A 19,432-nucleotide genomic window follows, 5' to 3' on the forward strand; every position below is an offset into this window, starting at 1 on the left:
AAAGAAAGAGGTACAAATCTTTTTTTAGCTGCTAGGAAAGCATCAAAATCTTTCCCAACACTATAAGAAAAAACTAACAAATTCACTAAAGTGAATATGAGCTTTTCTAAGATTAGTACCCCTTTAAAATAGATATAACAGACATCGGGGAGTATACCGTTTTTATCTTCCCCAATAGGAGTGAATCAATGACTGATTTTGTCCTCTTGCAAAGACGTCAATCCGATTTGGTCCCCAAGAAACAGCTACAGGTGCTGAATCTAGTCTACCACCAAGGTCTTCCCAGTTTTCCCAGCGAGATCCATTCCATGATCGTTTGTATAGGCGATTACCAGTTCCGCGAACGAATACATCTAATCGGTTAGCTCGTCGAGAGGAGACAGCAGGTGCACTAGTTAAGGTGCCGCCAAGGTTTTCCCAATTGCTCCATCTCGAACCGTCCCACCACTTATGGATTAAATTGTTATTCTGCCCTCTTGCAAAGACATCAATCCGGTTCGGTCCCCAGGAAACGGCTGCAGGCTCAGAGTTTAAATTGCCACCAAGATCCTCCCACTCTTCCCAACGAGACCCATTCCATGTTCGTTTATATAGTCTATTTCCAGTACCGCGAACAAATACGTCTAACTGATTAGCTCTTCTGGAGGAAGCCGCAGGTCCGCTCGTTAGTGTCCCACCAAGGCTTTCCCAATCGCTCCACCTTGAACCATCCCACCACTTGTGGTAAAGGGCATTATCCGTTCCTCTGACAAAGACATCAATCCGATTTGGTCCCCAAGAGACCGCACCAGGTGCACTAGTTAAGACACCACCAAGGCTTTCCCAATCATTCCATCTCGAACCATCCCACCATTTATGATATAGCGCATTATCTGTACCACGAACAAATACATCTAAGCGATTGGCTTGCCAGGAAGCTACAGCAGGTGCAGAGGTAAGTGTTCCACCTAAGTCCTCCCAGCTAGACCATCCTTGCCCAGGACTAGGAGCACCACCAGCTAATTGATCTAACGTAATTTGGATGACTCTTCTCATTACCTGATCGGCAACATTTTGAGGCACATTAAATTGTCTAAATATCAGGTTAAACCAAGGTACCTGCCTTTGGAATTGATTATAGATTTGATTAGCATTTTGATTGGTGTTCGCTTGGTTGACTGTGTAGTTGATCATAAAGAAAAAGACGTAATCAACTACTTGGCGATTCATCCCAGCATTTACTAGCTGGTTGTATAGCGTATTATGTTCTGCTCGAATCGTTTGTAAAATTTGTTGAACAGTAGGCTGTTGTCTCATCTCGGTATATAATGGCTGACCATAGAACTGTACTGGTACAAACTGTGGAAAATAATACTGATAATAAAACATTCGCATTCCTCCGCTTTTTAACTAGAATATGCAGCGGGTTCATAACCTGAGAGTTAAACATAAGCCCATTTCACACGATTGTAAAAACTGTAATGATGTTATCGTTTTGGACATACATTTAATTATCAATATCTTAGGACAAGTAATATAGTGGAAGGGTGAGGATCTCTCTTGGAGCTGTTAGAGCCTTTAGTGAAAATATTAATGATTAATTTAATTCTAAGTGGTGACAATGCAATTGTTATTGCTATGGCAAGTCGCAATTTAAGACAAGATTTAAAACAGAAGGCGATTGTCTGGGGAACTCTCGGGGCTGTTATCTTTCGAATCGCATTTACGGTTATTGTCATGTATCTATTAAAGCTGCCCTTTATCCATCTAATAGGAGGTATTTTACTACTATTTGTAGCGTATAAACTTCTAGTTGATAAAGAAGCAGAAGAGAACTCAGTGAAAGTGGGCAATTCCTTAAAGGAAGCTATCGTCATTATCATTTTTGCTGATGTATTAATGAGCTTAGATAATGTGTTAGGTATTGTAGCCGTGTCAGAGGGGAATATGATGCTGGTCATTGTCGGTATTATCTTGAGTATCCCAATTATGCTATTTGCTAGTCAATTTATATTACGAATGATGGAGCATTTCCCGATTGTTGTATATTTGGGGGCGGGTTTACTTGCCTGGACTGCCGGGGAAATGATGCTAGAAGAGGAATTTATCAAACAAAATGTTATCTCAGGAACTTCTATGGAACTGGCACTGCTAATTGGAATCATTATGGCAACCTTAACTATTGGTGGGTACCAAAGGAGATACCGGTAAATACACTTTGAAAGCAGGCTCTTTCACATGCTGTGGTGGGGCCTGCTATTTTTAACAAACAAAACATGTAAAAAAACAGGAATTAGCATTTTTTTACAGAATACTAGTATATATAAGTAAATTGGACTAGTGAGAGGGGGGAGATAGAATTGGCCTTTTTAACATGTGGTAATGCTCAAATTCATTATGAAAAATTAGAATCAAGGGATCCTCGTGCTACTCAGACCATTATATTCATCCACCCTACCGGATTAGACATGTATTGCTGGAACGAGATTATCCCGTTGTTCTTAGAGAACTATCATGTGGTTCGATACGATTTAAGGGGGCATGGGGACTCTACTGTAGGAGATGGTGATTTATCGATTTCCAGGCTAGCCGATGATATTCAATGCTTAGTGAATACATTGAAGCTAGATACGTATCATATTGTCGCACAAGGATTTGGTGGTGTCAGTGCTATCGAATATGCTGCAAGAGGCTTCTCCGGATTGAAAACGTTAACACTACTTGCGGTTCCAGTTCATTTTCCAAGAGAACTTGGTAAAAAAATTGTAGCGGAACGAAAGATGCAAGTAAAGGGCCATGAGACTATGCTGCATAAGGCCCAGCTGATTATCGATAAGTTTATGCTTTATCCTACACAGGAAAGGGTGGAGCGTATTCTTCATGCATTTGAAAAAGTGACTCCACATGTTTATTTTGAGATTTTTGATGTTGATTCATTAAATCGTGCCCAACAGAATATCCAAAACGTGACTATTCCAATCTTAGTCTTATCTGGTTCAGATGATGAAACGTTTCCACCAGAACTAAACTCTGCCATCTTAAATTTTAATACAAATGCAAGGTATTATACAGTGCCCTATTCATCCTTCTTAATCCAGATGGACCAGCCAAATCTCATGGTAGAGTGGATTGGGAAATTCATTATGAAGCATCAAAATAACATGATAAATCAAGAGATAGCTAGCTATGCTCAGACGCTATATGCAGAGATGTATCGTGAAATTAGAGAAAAGATGAAGGGGAAGGCAGAAGCGACATTGCCTACATTACAAGTAAACATCATGAAAGGCTTAGACGTTTTCTTAAATGGCAAACGATTAGTAGGTGGCTGGGGGCAAAGAAAGGCAAAACAAATTCTCATGTATCTGATCATCCAGCAATCGGTAACACGAGATGAGCTATGTGACTTAGTATGGCCTGATGTTGATTTAAAAACTGCTCGTAGTCGTTTACGTGTTTCGATTCACTATTTAAACAAACTATTAAACCCAATGTCAGATCATTACTTTTTACTCGTTACAGAAAGAGAGCATATTTTTCTACAAGCGAATATTGAATCGGATATTGTTTTACATGTTGCCGCAATTAAACGAGCACATCAGGAAACGGATATCGTAAAGAAAGTAGAACTGTATAAACGCATTGTGGCTGATCGAACAGAAAATCCCTTGCCTGGTTTATATGAGACTTGGTTTATCAATTATCGTAATTGGTTAGAAAAAGAATGGGTCGATATGGTCATGTTCTTAAGTGATTATTATGAAAGCATAGGGGATATCAAGCAAGCGCTCTATTATTGTCAAATAGCCTTGGAATATTATATCGATGATTTTATGATAATCAATCGCCAGGAATATTTAAAAAGTAAATTAGAGAAAATTAAAAATAGTTAAAATGTAATGTTAGTGTAACGGGTCTGATGGTACGATATAGCTCGGAGAAGTAAGGGCGAAATAATTAGAAATAATACGTCACGTAGGTTTTCGGGAAAACCCAAGTGTAGCTCGAATACCTAGGTTAGCCTATTATAGGGGGGATACTATTTGAGCAATCATTTGGATCCAGAGTGGGTAATCTTAATATTGGAAGCGAAAAAGGCAGGTATCAGTATTGAGGAAATTCAAGCTTTTCTTAACCAAGACCAGCAGTTTAATCAGAAGCTAGCAGACATTGAGCAACAAAAGATATATAAATAGGATTTTTGTCTTTTCTAGTAAGAGAAGGCATTTTTTTTTCGTTTTTCTTTAGAGGATTTGGAAAGAACAATAAGGCTAAGAAAAGTCGTCCTAATAGCAAGTTTTAGTTGAAATGTTAGTATGAATGAAATATAGTACAAATATAAATTTGTGTAGAAGGAGAAAGCCTTATGAAATTACGTGTATCAGCGGTTCAATACCACTTAGAAATAATAAATGCTTTTGAAGAATTTGCAGAACAGGTAACACACTATGTGAGAACCGCTGCAGAATATGAATCGGAATTTGTATTATTTCCGGAGTTTTTCACTACCCAATTGCTTTCCATTTCAGATGGCACGGTGAGTCTAGTGGATGAGCTACCTAATTATACAAAACAGTATATCGAGTTGTTTAAAGGTCTAGCAAAAGAGACAGGTATGCACATTATCGGTGGTACACATGTTACTCGAAAAGAAGATAAATTGTATAATACAGCACATCTTTTTTATCCAGATGGGCGTGTAGCAGAGCAAGCGAAGCTACACATGACCCCAACGGAGAAAAAGGATTGGAATATCACACCTGGTGAATCGATTCAAATTTTTGAAACGGAAAAAGGAAAAATTGCGTTGTTAACCTGCTATGATATGGAATTTCCTGAAATAGTCCGAATGGTTCGTGGCATGGGGGCAGATGTTATCTTTGCTCCATCTTGTACGGATGATTTACATGGTTTTAATCGTGTTCGCTATACCTGTCACGCCCGTACGATTGAGAATCAGGTATATGTTGTCACAACAGGTACGGTTGGAGCATTACGCAATGTTGACTTTATGCGTGCCAATTACGGGCAAGCGGCAGTTATCACACCGAATGATATTCCATTTCCTAAAAACGGCATCCTCATGGAGGGTGAATTTAATCACGATATGATTATTACTGCAGATCTCGATCTTGATCTTTTATATAAGGTACGGGAAGAAGGATCTGTAACAACATGGAACGATAGACGCTTAGACTTATATCCAGACCTTAGTAAATAAGAAGGGACTGAAGCCTTATGCGTTACCGTAAGCAGCTCTATTTAAAAAGTGACAATGGCTTTGAGGAAGCAGTAGTTAGGAATTATACGCGGGAAGACTTTGATGAGTTGATAACGATTCAGTCGGAAAGTTTCCCTCCTCCTTTTCCACCGGAGCTTTGGTGGAATAAAGCACAATTAGAAAATCACATTACTTTATTCCCTGAAGGTGCTTTATGTGTGGAAGTAAATGGGGTACTGGCAGGTTCCATGACCGGATTAATAGTGAACTTTGATCCAGAACATCCAGAACACACATGGGAAGAGATTACCGACGATGGGTATATTCGTAATCATAATCCGAATGGTAATACCTTGTATGTCGTTGATATCTGTATTCGACCAGCCTTTCGTAAATTAGCGCTAGGGAAATTGCTCATGCAAGCTATGTACGAGGTGGTCATTTATAAGGATTTAGACCGTTTGATTGGTGGGGGAAGAATGCCTGGGTATCGGAAGCATGCAGAGCGGTTATCCGCTGAAGCGTATATAGAGGAAGTAGTTTCAGGTAAACGGAAGGATCCAGTGATTACCTTTTTATTAAATGCTGGTAGAGTACCCATCGGTGTTGTAGCGAATTATTTGGAGGATGAAGAATCCTTGAATTACGCTGCACTAATGGAGTGGAAAAACCCATTTAAATAGATTGGTTGGGGAGGGAGAAACATGTTTGAACCATTTATCCACGGTGCTCTTTTAGCATTTGGCTTAATCCTTCCTTTAGGCATTCAAAATATATTCATTTTCAATCAAGGTGCCACACAAAGTCGTTTCAGTAAAGCTTTACCAGCCGTCCATAACAGCTGCCATTTGTGATACATTACTTATCTCCTTAGCTGTTGCTGGCGTTTCAGTAGTGGTTTTACGTGTCGAGGGGATGGAGCAGCTTCTATCGTTAATTGGTTTTTTCTTTCTAATGTATATGGGATGGATCATGTGGAAAAGCAATCCACAAGATGGACAAAATGAGATTGGTCCATACTCGGCTAGACGTCAAATAACATTTGCCGCTTCGGTATCCCTATTGAACCCACATGCAATATTAGATACTATTGGTGTGATTGGCACGAGCTCGGTAGTTTATGATGCACATGAAAAAGTAGTGTTTGCTTTTGCTAGTTTTTAATATCATGGCTATGGTTTTTTGGATTGGCATTAGTGGGAAGCAGGGTGAGTCAATGGATGAAGTCAGCGAGTCTAATAAAACGATTTAACCAGGGTTCGGCCTTCATTATTTGGGGCATGGCAATCTATCTTGTATACCGGGTATTTATATAGAGCCTTCCTAGGTTAATCTAGGAAGGCTCTTGTCATTTTATTCGTTTTCACCTTCACCGTCTTCTGTTTCTTGTTGCTCTGTGCCGTTATCGTCTGTCGCTGGATCTTCGTCATCATCTGCTGCGCATCCAAATAATACCCCAGTTGAAAGCATCATGATTAATAAAGTAAGTAATAATTTTTTCAGCTTCACCTAGATCACCTCGTTTAAATTAAATATTTGTTTCATCTTTCATTGTACAGACCAATTGTTAAGGATTATTTAAGCGGATGTAAAAATATTAACTGAATATTTTGTCGATTAATAATACCTTTATACTAGTTTTGCAGATCATATAGGCGGAAATTCATGGATTTGAGGGAGGACTTTTGGCTGAGTTGGGATTTCATTACTTGCAGTGCCAGTAGTTGTGGTGGAGATGAATGATAGGAGGCATCAATTTATCTCTGGGAGTTGGATATACTAAAAAACTATTTAGACTCAATAGTATACTGACCCAAAATACAATATTCAGAGACATTTGTCCGGATATTCTAGAAGTAATCTCAGTGAAACTTCAGTTTTTTTTTAGCCTAGCCGTTTTCCGCCAGTTGGAATATATTTTTGGAATTCAGAGGCTAATAATTGATCAAAATTCCTCAAAGTATTTTTAAAGTACGGTCTTTTCAGTCTTGTAATAAAAAGGTAACTATGTGGAAACCTAAAACGAGGTGATATTATGGATAAAGGAAATTTAAAGCTCACATCATCAGAAATAGGAACATTATGGATTGAATTTGTTAATGGAACTGCGATTGATACTGTTAATAGATATATGGTATCGATTATTGAAGATGAAAAAATAAAAGCATTATTTGAAGATGCAATTAACATATTTGATTCACAAAAGAATCAAATCGTTCAGTTTATTAAAGACGAGGGGTTTCCGGTTCCAGTTGGTTTTACTGAAGCAGATCTAAATAGGGGGGCTAAAAGATTATTTTCTGACATCTTTTGCTTACACTATTTAAATATTATGACATTACATGGACTACTAGGCCATTCGACATCACTCAGTTCTTCTGTTAGGCAGGACTTAAGACATTTCTATGATTCATGCAGTAATGATGGAATGAGCATGTATCACCGAACTACTGAGTTACTACTGGAAAAAGGGCACTTTCAACGAGATCCATATTTTTTTCCAGAACAACCTCCAGAATTTGTTTCAAGCCAACAATTTGTGGATGGAGATTTTTTGTATAAGCGACCTTTAGCATCAACAGAAATTATCGCTCTATCTCTCAATATCAAAAAAAAGATAATGGAAAAATCACTTTCAATTGGATTTAGTCAGGTTACCCAATCAAAAGATATTAGAAAGTTTTTAGAGGGAGCGCAAAACGCATCCAACCAACAAATTCAATCTCTCAGTAAAATATTAAAAGGAGACAATTTACCTGTTCCGATGTCTTGGGAAACAGAAGTAACAAATTCACAGGAATCTCCTTTTTCGGATAAGTTAATGTTGTATCATATTGGATTTTTATTACAAACTGCGCAATCCTATCACGGTGCTGGGCTTGCATCTGCAATGCGGGTTGATTTAGTAACAACATACGAGAAAATAATCTTAAAAAATCTCATGATTACTAAAGAGTGGTTCAATTTAATGACTAAATATAGATGGTTAGAACAGCCACCACTCGCCCCAAATAGAAAAGAAATTACAAGAGATAAGTAATAACCTAGGTAGTAAAAGATGAAAAAGAATGCATATGAAAAGGTAATGTGGAGTATTGTACTTCCTGGTTTCGGCCAGTTATTAAATGGTAGATATTTTAAAGGTACGCTACTAATCATGCTTGAAATTATGATTAGTGTACAAACTAACTTAAATGAAGTTATCCTGCTAAGTTTTCATGGAAAAATTGTTGATGCAATAAATGTTACAAATTATAACTGGATGTTGTTTTATCCTTGTATATACTGTTTTTCTATATGGGATTCTGTAAAGGATGCTGGGGGTGTTACTAAGCGATATTCATTTCTTCCATATGTGTTCACTGCATTTTTTACAACTATCGGATTAGTTTACTCTTCAGAATTAACGATTTTTGGAGTGATATTAGGTCCCATATGGCTCCCATTAGTATTCCTTTTTCCTGGAATAGCTGTTGGCTTAATTTTGAGAAAGATTATGATAAATATTTCATAAGAATATTATCCTGTATTCTGATTTGTCCCTTAAAAGGGAGATTTCACTGTAACTTTTAGTGGGGTCCATACATTTCCGCCAGCTGGGCCCTTTATGTATGGCCAGTTTTGAACAATACATTAGTGATAAAAAACCTCATCCATAGTGAATTAAAGGGATCATTTAAGCAGTTGTTTCCCATACGCTCAACGTAAGCAAAAAGGCAATCACAATAGAAAGTACAAGAAGATTCTAATGATTCTACAAGTTTTTTATAGTAAGCTGTAAAACGCTCTTGGTCATATGGTTTAAAGTATTCTGGATAAAGATGTGCAGTAGATCATCAACATACTTGCCTAACTTGGCCATTAGCTTGTAATCTTTTGAACAACCCTAATCATTAGAAAAACGAACCTTGGCTCGCTCTTTAGTGAATGTGTGTTAGTTGACAGGGAGGGTTATATTTTCCTATCTTTTAAAAAAACGCCCTAATGAGTTAGGACGTTTTTTAGTCTAGTTGTTATTCACCTAAATCGACGTTATGGTATACCTGTTGGACATCATCAAGGTCTTCTAAAACATCAATTAATTTTTCGAATTGTGCTTTTGATTCATCATCTAATGTCACTTCATTTTGCGGAAGCATCGTTAATTCAGCTACTGTAAACTCAGTAATTCCGACGTTTTTAAATGCCTCTTGTACGGCATGGTATTGATCTGGTTCTGCATAAACAATTACGATCTCGTCTTCTTCTAACACATCACGAACATCGACATCTGCTTCCATTAATAGCTCCAACACTTCATCGGCAGACTTGCCCTCGATACCAAATACAGCTGTAGAGTCAAACATATAAGCAACAGAACCACTAACACCCATGTTACCACCGTTTTTACCAAAAGCAGCACGAACTTCCGATGCCGTTCTGTTTACATTATTGGTTAAGGTATCCACAATAATCATAGAACCATTTGGACCAAATCCTTCATAGCGAAGCTCATCATAGTTCTCCTCAGAACCACCCTTAGCCTTTTCAATCGCTTTATCAATAATATGCTTTGGAACACTGTATGTCTTGGCACGCTCCAAAACAACTTTTAGTGCTTGGTTAGACTCTGGGTCAGGCTCTCCTTGCTTAGCAGCTACATAAATTTCACGACCAAATTTAGCATAAATTCGACTCGTATTTTTATCCTTCTCTGCTTTTTTATCTTTAATGTTATTCCACTTACGTCCCACAAAGAACATCTCACTTTCTATATGAATCTGATTGAATTTTAATATAGTAGCTATGTTGTTTCAACTTTTAGACGTTACTATTATACACCATATCCAAGAGATTTTCTTGGGAAAGTTTTGGTTGAATAGTAGATTAATGGGGACGTGGAACTGTTGGGGCGAGGGAATTGGGGAGGGATGTGCCCAAAAGAGAGAAGATGCGCCCTAACCCGGAGAGGATGAGCCCGTCCCCAGTAAAGATGCACCCAAACGCAAGAAAGATGCCCCGACCCCTCAAGTAACGAATCACCCCCGACTCCAAACAGCTACACCCACCCTCCCCCACCCTGTCCTAACAAAACTAGTCGGAATCACGAAGGGTACTCGTGCATAAGCTATATAAACCGCGTCCAAGATGGAGGGAAGACAAAACATGGATATTCTGAACAAGGTGAAGAGCTATCGTGAGGAAGAGAATCGTATGAAATGGGAGGGTACGTTCGCGGAGTACCTGGAAATTGTGAAGGAGCGGCCTGAGGTTGCCCAGACAGCCCATTCCCGTGTTTATAACATGATTAAATCTGCTGGTGTAAAAGAACGAGATGGTCGTAAGATGTATGAGTTTTTCGGTGAGGAGATTTTTGGCCTGGAGGAGGCAATCGAGAGACTCGTTGAGGAATACTTTCATCCAGCTGCCAAACGACTAGATGTTAGAAAACGTATATTGTTATTAATGGGCCCGGTTAGTGGCGGTAAATCTACAATTGTAACCATGCTAAAAAGAGGGCTGGAAAAATATTCTCGTACGGATGAGGGTGCTGTGTATGCGATTAAAGGCTGTCCTATGCATGAGGACCCCTTGCATCTTATTCCCCAACATTTGCGAGAGGACTTTTTCCATGAATATGGCATTCGAATAGAAGGGAATCTGTCACCGCTTAATACGATGCGACTGGAAAAGGACTATGGTGGCCGTGTGGAGGATGTCATGGTAGAGCGCATCTTTTTATCAGAGGATAAGCGTGTTGGGATTGGAACCTTTAGTCCGTCCGATCCAAAGTCCCAGGATATTGCGGATTTAACTGGTAGTATTGATTTTTCAACGATTGCCGAGTATGGATCTGAATCTGACCCGAGGGCATATCGATTTGATGGCGAATTGAATAAAGCCAACCGTGGAATGATGGAGTTTCAGGAAATGCTGAAATGTGATGAGAAATTCTTGTGGCATTTACTATCGCTTACACAGGAAGGGAACTTTAAGGCAGGGAGATTTGCACTTATTTCAGCGGATGAATTGATTGTTTCATCATCACTACTAAAATATATGAGTGAAGAAACCCAGATATGACAAGGCAAAAGAAAAACTCCCCAAAAAGTTATTGGGAAGTTAAAGAGTTCATTATAATTTTTGGATTAATGAAAGCATTTAAATCAAATTTACCTTTACCTGTCTTTTCTAAAACAATGTAGTCAAATATACCGCGCAAGATTTCATTCTTTTCCCCTCTGCTTAAATCTCCATTCATATATAGGTCATAAAGAGTTTTAAAACCTTCTTGTATTTCCTCTACATTAATTTCAGAGATCTGCTCTCTGGTGTTTTCAGTTTGTAAAAAGGAAAGTTGTCTTTCTTTTTCTACTTTCTGTTTCAATAACTCACCACGATCTTCTTCATACTCTTCGTCCGTTATTTGTCCTTTTCGTAACATTCTTCTTAAAGCAGTCAATTCTCCATCAATAGTTTCTAATTGCTTTAGTATGATTGTAACTCTATCTGTTGGACTGACTTCATTCTTTTGTTGCAATTTATCTAAATCAATTAATTCTTCAAGTCTTTCTTTTAACAATGAGGAATCCACTTGTATGAAATCCTCCTGAAGAATACGAAGAATTTCATCTTCTATGGCTCTGTATTTCATATAAACCTTACAAGCCAGGCACTGCATAAATTCCTTATGATAAACAGATTCCGTTCCATCTTTCTTTTTATAATGTTGAGTGGAATATTGCCTTTGCATTTTGTTACCACAAGATGAACAGATAATTAGACCTGCTAAAGGTTGAGGTTCAAAGTCTAACCTTACCTTCGGTGAATTTTTATTTTCTTCCATTATTTCACCTGCAAGGTCAAATGTTTCACGGCTTACCAATGGAGGATGTGCATTTGGTGTTACAATCCAATCTTCCTCGTCTAATTTTATTTTCTTTTTATTCCTTATTATGGTTGTTTTGAATTGGACTGTTCCTATATAAACAGGATTCCTTAACATTCTCCGTATCACAATGGGTCTCCAATATGTTTTACCAGTGGGAGTAGGAATTCCTTCCTTTGTTAATTGTGTAGAAATTGCATTATATCCTAATCGGTTTGTTTGGCTGGTGTACATTTGGAATATCTTCTGAACTACCCATGCTGTATCTTCGTTAGGCTCAAGTTTTTGAGTGTTAGAATTAAATTTATAACCAAAAGGGATTCCACCTCCACCAGTCATCCACCGTCCCTGTGCTGCATAGGTATATCTGGCATCACGCATTCTTTTTGTAATCTTGCTATATTCCATATTCGCAAAGAACATATTGAACTTGATATAGTCCATATCACTGTCATTGAGTGGGTCAAATATCTGTGTAGGAGTAATCACATATAAAACTTTACTTGTAATTATTTTTTCCACGATTCCCATTTGCTCATAGTTACCACGACCGAGACGGCTTATTTCTTTAACAAAAATGGCCATTGTCCTAGGTGGAGCCGCTTCAATCTCTTTCAAGATTTGAGCAAATGTAGGCCGCTCTTCAATTGCATCTGCTCCACTACCCAATTCATCGTACATATCCCAATCATAATGATTGTAATATTTGTTTAAAAGATTAGTGAGGAGGGTTCTTTGTTCTGTTAGAGTATCCTGACCCGTTTTCTTTTCCCTTTGCATATCCTGCCTTGATCTACGAATGTAGGCATAGATGTATTTAACACTGGAAGGTAACTTGTCCATATCAGCCACCCCTTTTTTAGTAGTTGTTATATACATTATACTATCGAAACCTGAACTGTAGCACATACTAAAGCAATGTTATATAAAAAATCAGATAAAAATTGAGGGTAAACTGCTTCTAGAATCCAAGTTATAGCCATGTTCATAAGGTTGTATAGTAAAAAGGTCCTTAATTTTTCTACAATATTTTGTTACTATTTAAATAGACTTAGATTCCAAAAACAGGGAGGGGAAAAGATGTTTTTTGATAGACAGACACCCGATGAGCAAGAACATTATATTAAACTTTTACAAGTGGTAGGCTCATTGTCTAATCTGTTTTCTGAAAGTAAAACACCATATTTATATTACAGAGCAGCAGAAAATATTTTCTGTAAAGCCCTGAATGCAAATAACCTTGCACGTGGTGATATCTCCTTTGATGCATTTAAAGGAGACACAGGAATTGGTTTGAAAACATTTGTGCATGGGAATGGAAAGAAATTTGAAAAGATTGCAGAGTTTAATAAGGATATAGAAAAATTTAGACATTTAAATGAAGAAGATACTATGCGGAAAATTGCAGAACTAAGGAATAATAGGATTGCTGCTACTGAACGGGCGCACGGAACTAGTAAGATGATTTACCATTTAGTTACACGAAAAGACGGTAGATTTGAGATTCATGAAGAAGAAATGCATTACATTGATATGAATACACTTAAATTAGATAAAAAGAAAACAACGGATAAAAATATCTTTTTTAAAGATAAGTATGCACATTATAAGTTTTATATTGCTAAATCAACACTATATAAGCAGTTTATATGTAGTAATCCTATTACATCGTTCGAGGTTGATATTTTAGATAATCCTTTCAGTTTTCTTCTTTCGGACGAAAACAAGAAATACTACGTGGTTCACGAAGAAGAGCAATTCGAACAGGTGTATCTTCCATTGTATTCTGCAAGGTCCGGAAAAGTGGAAGAAAAGAGTGGCTTAAACCAATGGAATGCCGGAGGACGGGATAGACACGAAGATGAAGTTTACATTCCCATTCCTAGTTGGATACACAGACAATTTGAAGGTTTCTTCCCATATAACAGGCATACAGATGAAAAAGAACCTTTTACTTTGGTATTACCTGATGGAAAAGAATTGGATGCTAAAGTTTGCCAAAGTGGTGGTAAAGGTTTTATGACTAACCCAAATCGGGAATTAGGACATTGGATTTTAAGAACAATCTTGGAAATACCAGTCGGACAACTGGTAACATACGGAGATTTGGATCGAGTAGGTATCGATTCTGTATTAATTACAAAATTAGATGATTATCGTTTTAAAATCAACTTTGCAAGTAAAGGTTCGTATATGGACTTTGAAGAAGAATTCAAAAATTAATTAGGGGACAATAGAATGGCTTATCATTTTACTTTTTTAAAATCATATACAGATAATGAGAATAAAAAAATATACAATTTTACAAATACTTATCCTTTTAAAAGTTTAGGGAAAATAAAATATGAATATGCATTATCAAGTTTTGCTTTCGCATACAATATGAGTTTCTCAGCAGAAGGACACCATAGGGTTTATAGATCTGGTGGAACTGAGAAACGAAAAAAGGTGCAGGTATTTTGTGATACATTCATTGGAAAACTAGGAGAATTTGCTGTTTATCAATATTTTAAAGACAATGGAATCCAATTACCATATCCAGACCTAACAATTATGGGAGAAGGAGAATGGGATAGTTATGACTTTACTTTTGAAAATAGAAAAATCGGTGTAAAAACAACTAAAACAAAAGGGAATCTATTGTTACTGGAAACTAAGGATTGGAATGAAAATGCACAATATTTACCTAACTTAAAAAAAGGTAGTGCAACCTACACTGACTTTTTATTTGTCCGTGTGGACACAAACATAGTATCAAATCTAAAACAAAAGTGGCTATATAAAAACGATTATATAGATAAAAAGGTATTAGAAGAGGAGTTTCAAAAATCCTCATGCAACTTTGATATTGCTTATATACCTATTGCTCTAGTTAAACAAGCAATTCAACAAAAGGCTATTATAGAAAAGGATTCCTATTTATATACAACAAGGATAGACGCCAACAACTATTACATTCAATCCGGAGACATGATTTTTATTTCCGACCTAATTAAAGAGTTAAAATCTATTCTATGATATTGGTTAATTTTTAGGGCCGCAAATTTGGACAAACTATGATACAATATAGTATATTAGTTGCGAACACAGAACTAATGTTCGGAGGTATACTATGGTAAATAATAAATTTACAGTTGGCTCCCTTTTTGCAGGTGTTGGTGGAATCGATAAAGGTTTTGAACAAGCAGGTGCAGAAATAATTTGGGCGAACGAGATTGATAAAAATGCATGTATCACTTATAGTGAGAATTTTGAACATACTCTAATAGAAGATGATATAAGAAATTTAGATGGAAATGATATGCCAGATATCGATATATTAACAGCAGGCTGGCCATGTGTTGCATTCAGTGTAGCAGGAAATCGACATGGTATGAGTTATCAATGTCATTCCTGTGGTCATAAACATATGGTGAGTTATGAGGAATATATAAATGGAGCGTTTTGTCCAGAATGTGGAGGACACACTGAAGCGATAGATCCAAGAGGAACTCTATTCTTTGATGTTATTCGCTTTATCCGTGCTAAGAAACCAAAGGCTTTCTTCCTTGAAAATGTAAAAAACCTTAAAGGACACGATAAGGGTAATACTTTTAAGGTTGTTGAGGAAATGTTACGAGAAAGTGGTTATTATTTCGATAGTAGAGTGTTTAATACTATGGAATATGGAAACATTCCGCAAAATAGGGAGAGAATATTCATTGTAGGATTTAGAGAAGAAGAGGCATTAAAAGATTTCGTATGGCCTGAAAAAATTCCACTTACTAAAACTATTGATGATATTTTAGACCGTGATAAGAAGCAAGATGATAAATATTACTATACTGCTGATAGTCAGTATTACAACATGCTAACAGAGGCGATGACAAAAAGGGATACTGTTTATCAATTAAGAAGGGTATATGTACGGGAAAATCAGTCTAATGTTTGTCCTACTTTAACAGCCAATATGGGAACTGGAGGGCACAATGTGCCACTGATAATTGACGATTGGGGAATAAGAAAACTTACTCCTAAAGAGGCTCTTCGATTTCAAGGGTTCCCGGTGGATGACGATTATAAAATTCCGGAGGGAATGGCAAACTCTCATGTGTATAAACAAGCAGGTAATGCTGTAAGTGTCCCTGTCATTAAACGTGTAGCAACGAATTTAATCAAAACATTAGAAAATGTATATAAAAAAGATGAACAAAAAGAAGTAATAACTGCGTGAGACCCGCTTTAGGGTCTCTTTTCTTTTACATAGAGCAAAATTAATTCAATTCAGGGTTTTCATCTATTAAACGCCTTAAATCAACTGATAGTGCCAAATCAGTCCTAATAACTACAACAATTTGATAATCAACTAAATGAAAGATTATCAACTCCCTCACTGCCATTTCCTTATTACTTTTTATTTTTAACAATAATTTTATAAATATTAAAACCTTTTTCAAATATATGTACCTCTTCAGGCATTTACTTTTATAAGTATCAAGGCTTTCGTTCGTTTTTACAGTTATGTCTTTCAATGCTTTAATGGTTTTTTTATACGCGGTAATATTGAAATAAGATCGATATTAATTGATTGTAATTTGTTAAGTACGAGGTGAGGAAATGGTACGGGTAATTCCTGATTTGCCTTTCTCAGGCAAAGAGTTTGAAAAGCAAAAAGAGTATGTTCTCCAGGAGATCGCTAGATTATCAGCCAATGCGGCGGAAATTGAAAAGCAGAAAAAACTATTAAAAATAAAATATTATAAATAAAGACAAGGAATTGGTCCTTCGAAGTTTAATAGTACAAGTGGTTGCACTGAATGCATACAAATATATTATTTTCGTTTTATCTTACTTACTTTTAAGGAGCAGATAACTGCTCCTTAAAAGTTAATTGATATAACAAGAAGTTTTCAAGACGGAATATAGGCAAATAATTAAGGATATTTACAAATAGAAAACAAGAACCTTAGTTCTTTTGTGGTCAAAGGAAAAATAAATAGAAGAGAAATGGAGAGTGATATATAGTATTAAGTTAAAAATTATTACACAATTAAAAAGAATATTAAGAAGTGAGGATATGACAGAATTATTGTTTGGAAAAGCGGAAACTGAGATTTAGTAACAAGTGGATATGCAGGTGAACAAGACGGGGAAATTTTTGTAAAAATTAACCGTGTTTTTAACCATAACCTTACATACAAGCAAGTTGATGATCTTGTAGAAGTTGTTAAAGCAATTCTTAATTAAGCCATTTAGGGAAGGTTTCTCCTCCCTAAAAATTAAAACAAAGTTTCAAGAACTTTTCAAGAGAAAAGGAGATTCAATAAAGTGCATGGTTCATAGACCGTAGGGAAGGAGGCTATATATGAAACATTATGGTGTTAAAGAAAATGGAAAATATATTGAAAGCAAAAAGGTTTTTGGAATGAGTGGCCTTTTAGAAGATTTAGGTCTAGTAGATTTTATTGGGGTGGGTCAATATGACGGTCAAAGATATTACTATTTAAGAAAGGTAGTTAATGGAGAGTTTGAGTTTATTAAGACCACTTCAGAAAAGAAGAAAATGGCTTATATGAAAATAGGTTGGGAATTAATTAAAAATAAAGGTACTAATGAAGTTCCGGCCCAATTCAGTCAGGTGGAGTTGATTATAAATGATTGCTAATTAGATAATCAGCACAGCATTGCAAGCATAAAAGTGTGACTAATGACTTAATGGAGAAAATATCATAACTAATTATACTAATTCTACATAGCATCATCTACAGCCTCTTTCTCTAATACTTAGAAGGAGGAGATAAAATGAAAAAATATATTGTGTATTTAGCAAATAAAGGTTTAGCAGGTATGGAGGATATTTTCGACTCTGGTTGGGGATATTGCTTACCAAATGCACCATACAGACTATACGAAGTACTTAAAAGAACACAAGGAAATCAAAATACCGAAAGTTGGAACGGATATAAAAGAATTAGAATGCAGTCAAGATTAGACGATGCTTCAATCACAGCAAGTATTCAATTTTTATTTTTATTAAGTTTTATCACGTATAGGAGTGGTGTGAAAACACAAACAACTAACCGTTATTCTGTAACTGATTTTGTTAACATCTTGGTTCTGCAAGAAATTCCTACATTAGAACATTTGCTGAGAGTTGTTAAAAGGGTAAGACAAGCATCAACTTCAGAAAAACAAGCCCCTAAATTTACAAAGCCAATCAAAACAATGGAAGAAATAATCGGTAAATTCTCCACTGGAAAAATTGAAAAAATTCCAACCCATATAAGAGAAAAAGTATTGTCAGACGGTTCCGTAAGAATAGTTAGAGGTATTGGAGGGGATGTAGATTTCTTTGACAGATATGAAAGCACTTTAAAACAGATCGCAAATTTTTTGGAGGCCCTATATTCTGTTTTAAGAAATGGCAATAATGTTCCTACTATTGAATGTACCAACAATTGCAAGAAGGATAAATGTAAATGTGTTGAAGAAATCAATAACAAAGATAGTTTATTGAACTTTTTATTAGGTAAGCCGTCTTGCGACTCGTGTGAAGGCACATGCGAGTCGCAAGAAGGATATAGCGATTCGCATGAAGATTCTTGCGAGGTGAAAGAGAATAATAAACTAAACAATAACAATCAAAATAAAATCTATAATTTAGATGATGAGGAATTCGAAAATACCTCTTCAGAAACAGAAAGATCTCTAACAGATACCAAGAAAAAAACAAAATTGATTTCTTGTTTAAAGGAAGAGTTGGTTTTCTTTTTCGGAAAGGGAAAATCTGCTTTAGACAATTTCATTAGGGAGTATGTAACTAATCTTTCTGTTTCAGAAATTGAGGAATCTATTAGAATTGTAAAGTACCTCAAGCAAGAAGGCTATCCAATAGGAAAACCCAAAAGTTATTTTAAGGAAACATTATTAAATCCCAGTTTAGAACAAGCAAAAAGTATAGTTGGTAATTGGAAGTATGGACAAGCAAAGGCCGCACAAGAAGAAGAAAAACTAAAAATAGAAAAAGAACGCCAAGCCAAAAAGGATGCCGGTATGGCTGCTTCGAGAGATTATTATAATGATTTAACTAGAAAATCCCGATTAGAAGAGATAAAAGAGAAATTAAATGCCTTTGTTATTTCTTCTGAAGAAAAAAGTAAACTACTAACTTATTTGGAGGGAAATAATGATGATTTTTATTACGAAATGATTGTTGAGGTTTTAAGAGATTGGGATAAAAACACTAGAGCATTAAATCATAATTATGATTCATTAGATTATATGTTTTCAAATCCCTCATTCTTTTATCAATTCATTGAAAAACCAATAGTTCTAGATGTAAATGAAGACGAACTACCATATTAGTTTAATTGAAAGGGGAGATT

Annotated in this window: 18 protein-coding genes and 2 pseudogenes; 15 read left to right on the top strand and 5 right to left on the bottom strand. The window is 36.2% G+C overall.

Going from position 1 to position 19,432, the window contains the following annotated elements; all coding sequences use genetic code 11:
- Positions 1-162: 162 nt before the first annotated feature.
- Positions 163-1,368 carry a PLL family lectin gene (locus KGF86_RS01675; RefSeq protein ID WP_211740961.1) on the bottom strand — a complete coding sequence of 402 codons (1,206 nt, stop codon included), beginning with the start codon at positions 1,366-1,368 and terminating at the stop codon, positions 163-165.
- Positions 1,369-1,539: 171 nt separating this feature from the next.
- Here KGF86_RS01675 and KGF86_RS01680 point away from each other — a divergent pair, with 171 nt between their 5' ends.
- From KGF86_RS01680 to KGF86_RS01705, 6 genes and pseudogenes are all read left to right on the top strand, one after another.
- Positions 1,540-2,190, top strand: coding sequence for a TerC family protein (locus KGF86_RS01680; RefSeq protein ID WP_211740962.1), 651 nt, complete (start codon positions 1,540-1,542; stop codon positions 2,188-2,190).
- A 149-nt stretch (positions 2,191-2,339) separates the two neighbouring features.
- Positions 2,340-3,872, top strand: coding sequence for an alpha/beta hydrolase (locus tag KGF86_RS01685; RefSeq protein ID WP_211740963.1), 1,533 nt, complete (start codon positions 2,340-2,342; stop codon positions 3,870-3,872).
- Positions 3,873-4,022: 150 nt separating this feature from the next.
- Positions 4,023-4,175 (top strand): anti-repressor SinI family protein, encoded by a 153-nt coding sequence (locus KGF86_RS01690; protein ID WP_211740964.1) that lies wholly within the window; start codon positions 4,023-4,025, stop codon positions 4,173-4,175.
- Positions 4,176-4,345: 170 nt separating this feature from the next.
- Positions 4,346-5,200, top strand: coding sequence for a carbon-nitrogen hydrolase family protein (locus tag KGF86_RS01695; protein WP_211740965.1), 855 nt, complete (start codon positions 4,346-4,348; stop codon positions 5,198-5,200).
- Between the two features lie 17 nt (positions 5,201-5,217).
- Positions 5,218-5,883, top strand: a complete 666-nt coding sequence (locus KGF86_RS01700; protein ID WP_211740966.1) for a GNAT family N-acetyltransferase — start codon at positions 5,218-5,220, stop codon at positions 5,881-5,883.
- A 21-nt stretch (positions 5,884-5,904) separates the two neighbouring features.
- A pseudogene (locus tag KGF86_RS01705) lies at positions 5,905-6,516 on the top strand (LysE/ArgO family amino acid transporter).
- A gap of 37 nt (positions 6,517-6,553) precedes the next feature.
- Here the strand turns inward: KGF86_RS01705 and KGF86_RS01710 are convergent.
- Positions 6,554-6,709, bottom strand: a complete 156-nt coding sequence (locus tag KGF86_RS01710; RefSeq protein ID WP_211740967.1) for a hypothetical protein — start codon at positions 6,707-6,709, stop codon at positions 6,554-6,556.
- Positions 6,710-7,235: 526 nt separating this feature from the next.
- Here KGF86_RS01710 and KGF86_RS01715 point away from each other — a divergent pair.
- Positions 7,236-8,240 carry a DUF3231 family protein gene (locus KGF86_RS01715; protein ID WP_186868057.1) on the top strand — a complete coding sequence of 335 codons (1,005 nt, stop codon included), beginning with the start codon at positions 7,236-7,238 and terminating at the stop codon, positions 8,238-8,240.
- Positions 8,241-8,258: 18 nt separating this feature from the next.
- Positions 8,259-8,714: a hypothetical protein gene (locus KGF86_RS01720; protein ID WP_186868058.1), complete on the top strand. Its 456-nt coding sequence runs from the start codon at positions 8,259-8,261 to the stop codon at positions 8,712-8,714.
- 499 nt (positions 8,715-9,213) lie between these two features.
- Here the strand turns inward: KGF86_RS01720 and KGF86_RS01725 are convergent, their stop codons facing one another.
- On the bottom strand, positions 9,214-9,933 hold the full coding sequence (locus tag KGF86_RS01725; RefSeq protein WP_186868059.1) for a YebC/PmpR family DNA-binding transcriptional regulator: 720 nt from the start codon (positions 9,931-9,933) through the stop codon (positions 9,214-9,216).
- A 412-nt stretch (positions 9,934-10,345) separates the two neighbouring features.
- On the opposite strand from KGF86_RS01725, the pseudogene KGF86_RS01730 reads away from it, so the two are divergent.
- Positions 10,346-11,221, top strand: a pseudogene (locus KGF86_RS01730) (protein prkA); the annotation flags it as partial.
- A 70-nt stretch (positions 11,222-11,291) separates the two neighbouring features.
- Here KGF86_RS01730 and KGF86_RS01735 read toward each other — a convergent pair.
- Positions 11,292-12,947, bottom strand: a complete 1,656-nt coding sequence (locus KGF86_RS01735; protein WP_246521261.1) for a recombinase family protein — start codon at positions 12,945-12,947, stop codon at positions 11,292-11,294.
- A 201-nt stretch (positions 12,948-13,148) separates the two neighbouring features.
- On the opposite strand from KGF86_RS01735, the gene KGF86_RS01740 reads away from it, so the two are divergent.
- The 3 genes from KGF86_RS01740 (at position 13,149) to KGF86_RS01750 (ending at position 16,281) form a co-directional block, all read left to right on the top strand.
- Positions 13,149-14,291 carry a phospholipase D-like domain-containing protein gene (locus KGF86_RS01740; RefSeq protein WP_211740968.1) on the top strand — a complete coding sequence of 381 codons (1,143 nt, stop codon included), beginning with the start codon at positions 13,149-13,151 and terminating at the stop codon, positions 14,289-14,291.
- Positions 14,292-14,306: 15 nt separating this feature from the next.
- Positions 14,307-15,086 carry a hypothetical protein gene (locus KGF86_RS01745; RefSeq protein WP_211740969.1) on the top strand — a complete coding sequence of 260 codons (780 nt, stop codon included), beginning with the start codon at positions 14,307-14,309 and terminating at the stop codon, positions 15,084-15,086.
- Between the two features lie 94 nt (positions 15,087-15,180).
- Complete coding sequence (locus KGF86_RS01750) at positions 15,181-16,281, top strand: DNA cytosine methyltransferase (RefSeq protein ID WP_211740970.1); 1,101 nt, start codon at positions 15,181-15,183, stop codon at positions 16,279-16,281.
- Between the two features lie 40 nt (positions 16,282-16,321).
- On the opposite strand, the gene KGF86_RS01755 is transcribed toward KGF86_RS01750, so the two are convergent.
- Entirely contained in the window at positions 16,322-16,504 is a 183-nt protein-coding gene (locus KGF86_RS01755; RefSeq protein ID WP_211740971.1) for a hypothetical protein, read from the bottom strand.
- Positions 16,505-16,664: 160 nt separating this feature from the next.
- On the opposite strand from KGF86_RS01755, the gene KGF86_RS01760 reads away from it, so the two are divergent.
- From KGF86_RS01760 to KGF86_RS01770, 3 genes are all read left to right on the top strand, one after another.
- Entirely contained in the window at positions 16,665-16,814 is a 150-nt protein-coding gene (locus KGF86_RS01760) for a hypothetical protein (RefSeq protein WP_211740972.1), read from the top strand.
- A gap of 598 nt (positions 16,815-17,412) precedes the next feature.
- Positions 17,413-17,712 carry a hypothetical protein gene (locus tag KGF86_RS01765; protein WP_211740973.1) on the top strand — a complete coding sequence of 100 codons (300 nt, stop codon included), beginning with the start codon at positions 17,413-17,415 and terminating at the stop codon, positions 17,710-17,712.
- 137 nt (positions 17,713-17,849) lie between these two features.
- Complete coding sequence (locus tag KGF86_RS01770; RefSeq protein WP_211740974.1) at positions 17,850-19,412, top strand: hypothetical protein; 1,563 nt, start codon at positions 17,850-17,852, stop codon at positions 19,410-19,412.
- The last annotated feature ends 20 nt before the right edge of the window (positions 19,413-19,432 follow it).

This window comes from Ornithinibacillus massiliensis, from assembly GCF_018310345.1.
Classification (GTDB): domain Bacteria; phylum Bacillota; class Bacilli; order Bacillales; family Amphibacillaceae; genus Ornithinibacillus; species Ornithinibacillus massiliensis.

Bases quoted from the DNA above. Each gene is read 5' to 3' on its own strand.
- KGF86_RS01700 (WP_211740966.1), top strand. From the start codon at position 5,218: ATGCGTTACCGTAAGCAGCTCTATTTAAAAAGTGACAATGGCTTTGAG.
- KGF86_RS01735 (WP_246521261.1), bottom strand. From the start codon at position 12,947: ATGTATATAACAACTACTAAAAAAGGGGTGGCTGATATGGACAAGTTA.
- KGF86_RS01770 (WP_211740974.1), top strand. From the start codon at position 17,850: ATGAAAAAATATATTGTGTATTTAGCAAATAAAGGTTTAGCAGGTATG.
- KGF86_RS01750 (WP_211740970.1), top strand. From the start codon at position 15,181: ATGGTAAATAATAAATTTACAGTTGGCTCCCTTTTTGCAGGTGTTGGT.
- KGF86_RS01695 (WP_211740965.1), top strand. From the start codon at position 4,346: ATGAAATTACGTGTATCAGCGGTTCAATACCACTTAGAAATAATAAAT.
- KGF86_RS01765 (WP_211740973.1), top strand. From the start codon at position 17,413: ATGAAACATTATGGTGTTAAAGAAAATGGAAAATATATTGAAAGCAAA.
- KGF86_RS01675 (WP_211740961.1), bottom strand. From the start codon at position 1,368: ATGTTTTATTATCAGTATTATTTTCCACAGTTTGTACCAGTACAGTTC.
- KGF86_RS01740 (WP_211740968.1), top strand. From the start codon at position 13,149: ATGTTTTTTGATAGACAGACACCCGATGAGCAAGAACATTATATTAAA.
- KGF86_RS01715 (WP_186868057.1), top strand. From the start codon at position 7,236: ATGGATAAAGGAAATTTAAAGCTCACATCATCAGAAATAGGAACATTA.
- KGF86_RS01745 (WP_211740969.1), top strand. From the start codon at position 14,307: ATGGCTTATCATTTTACTTTTTTAAAATCATATACAGATAATGAGAAT.
- KGF86_RS01720 (WP_186868058.1), top strand. From the start codon at position 8,259: ATGAAAAAGAATGCATATGAAAAGGTAATGTGGAGTATTGTACTTCCT.
- KGF86_RS01760 (WP_211740972.1), top strand. From the start codon at position 16,665: ATGGTACGGGTAATTCCTGATTTGCCTTTCTCAGGCAAAGAGTTTGAA.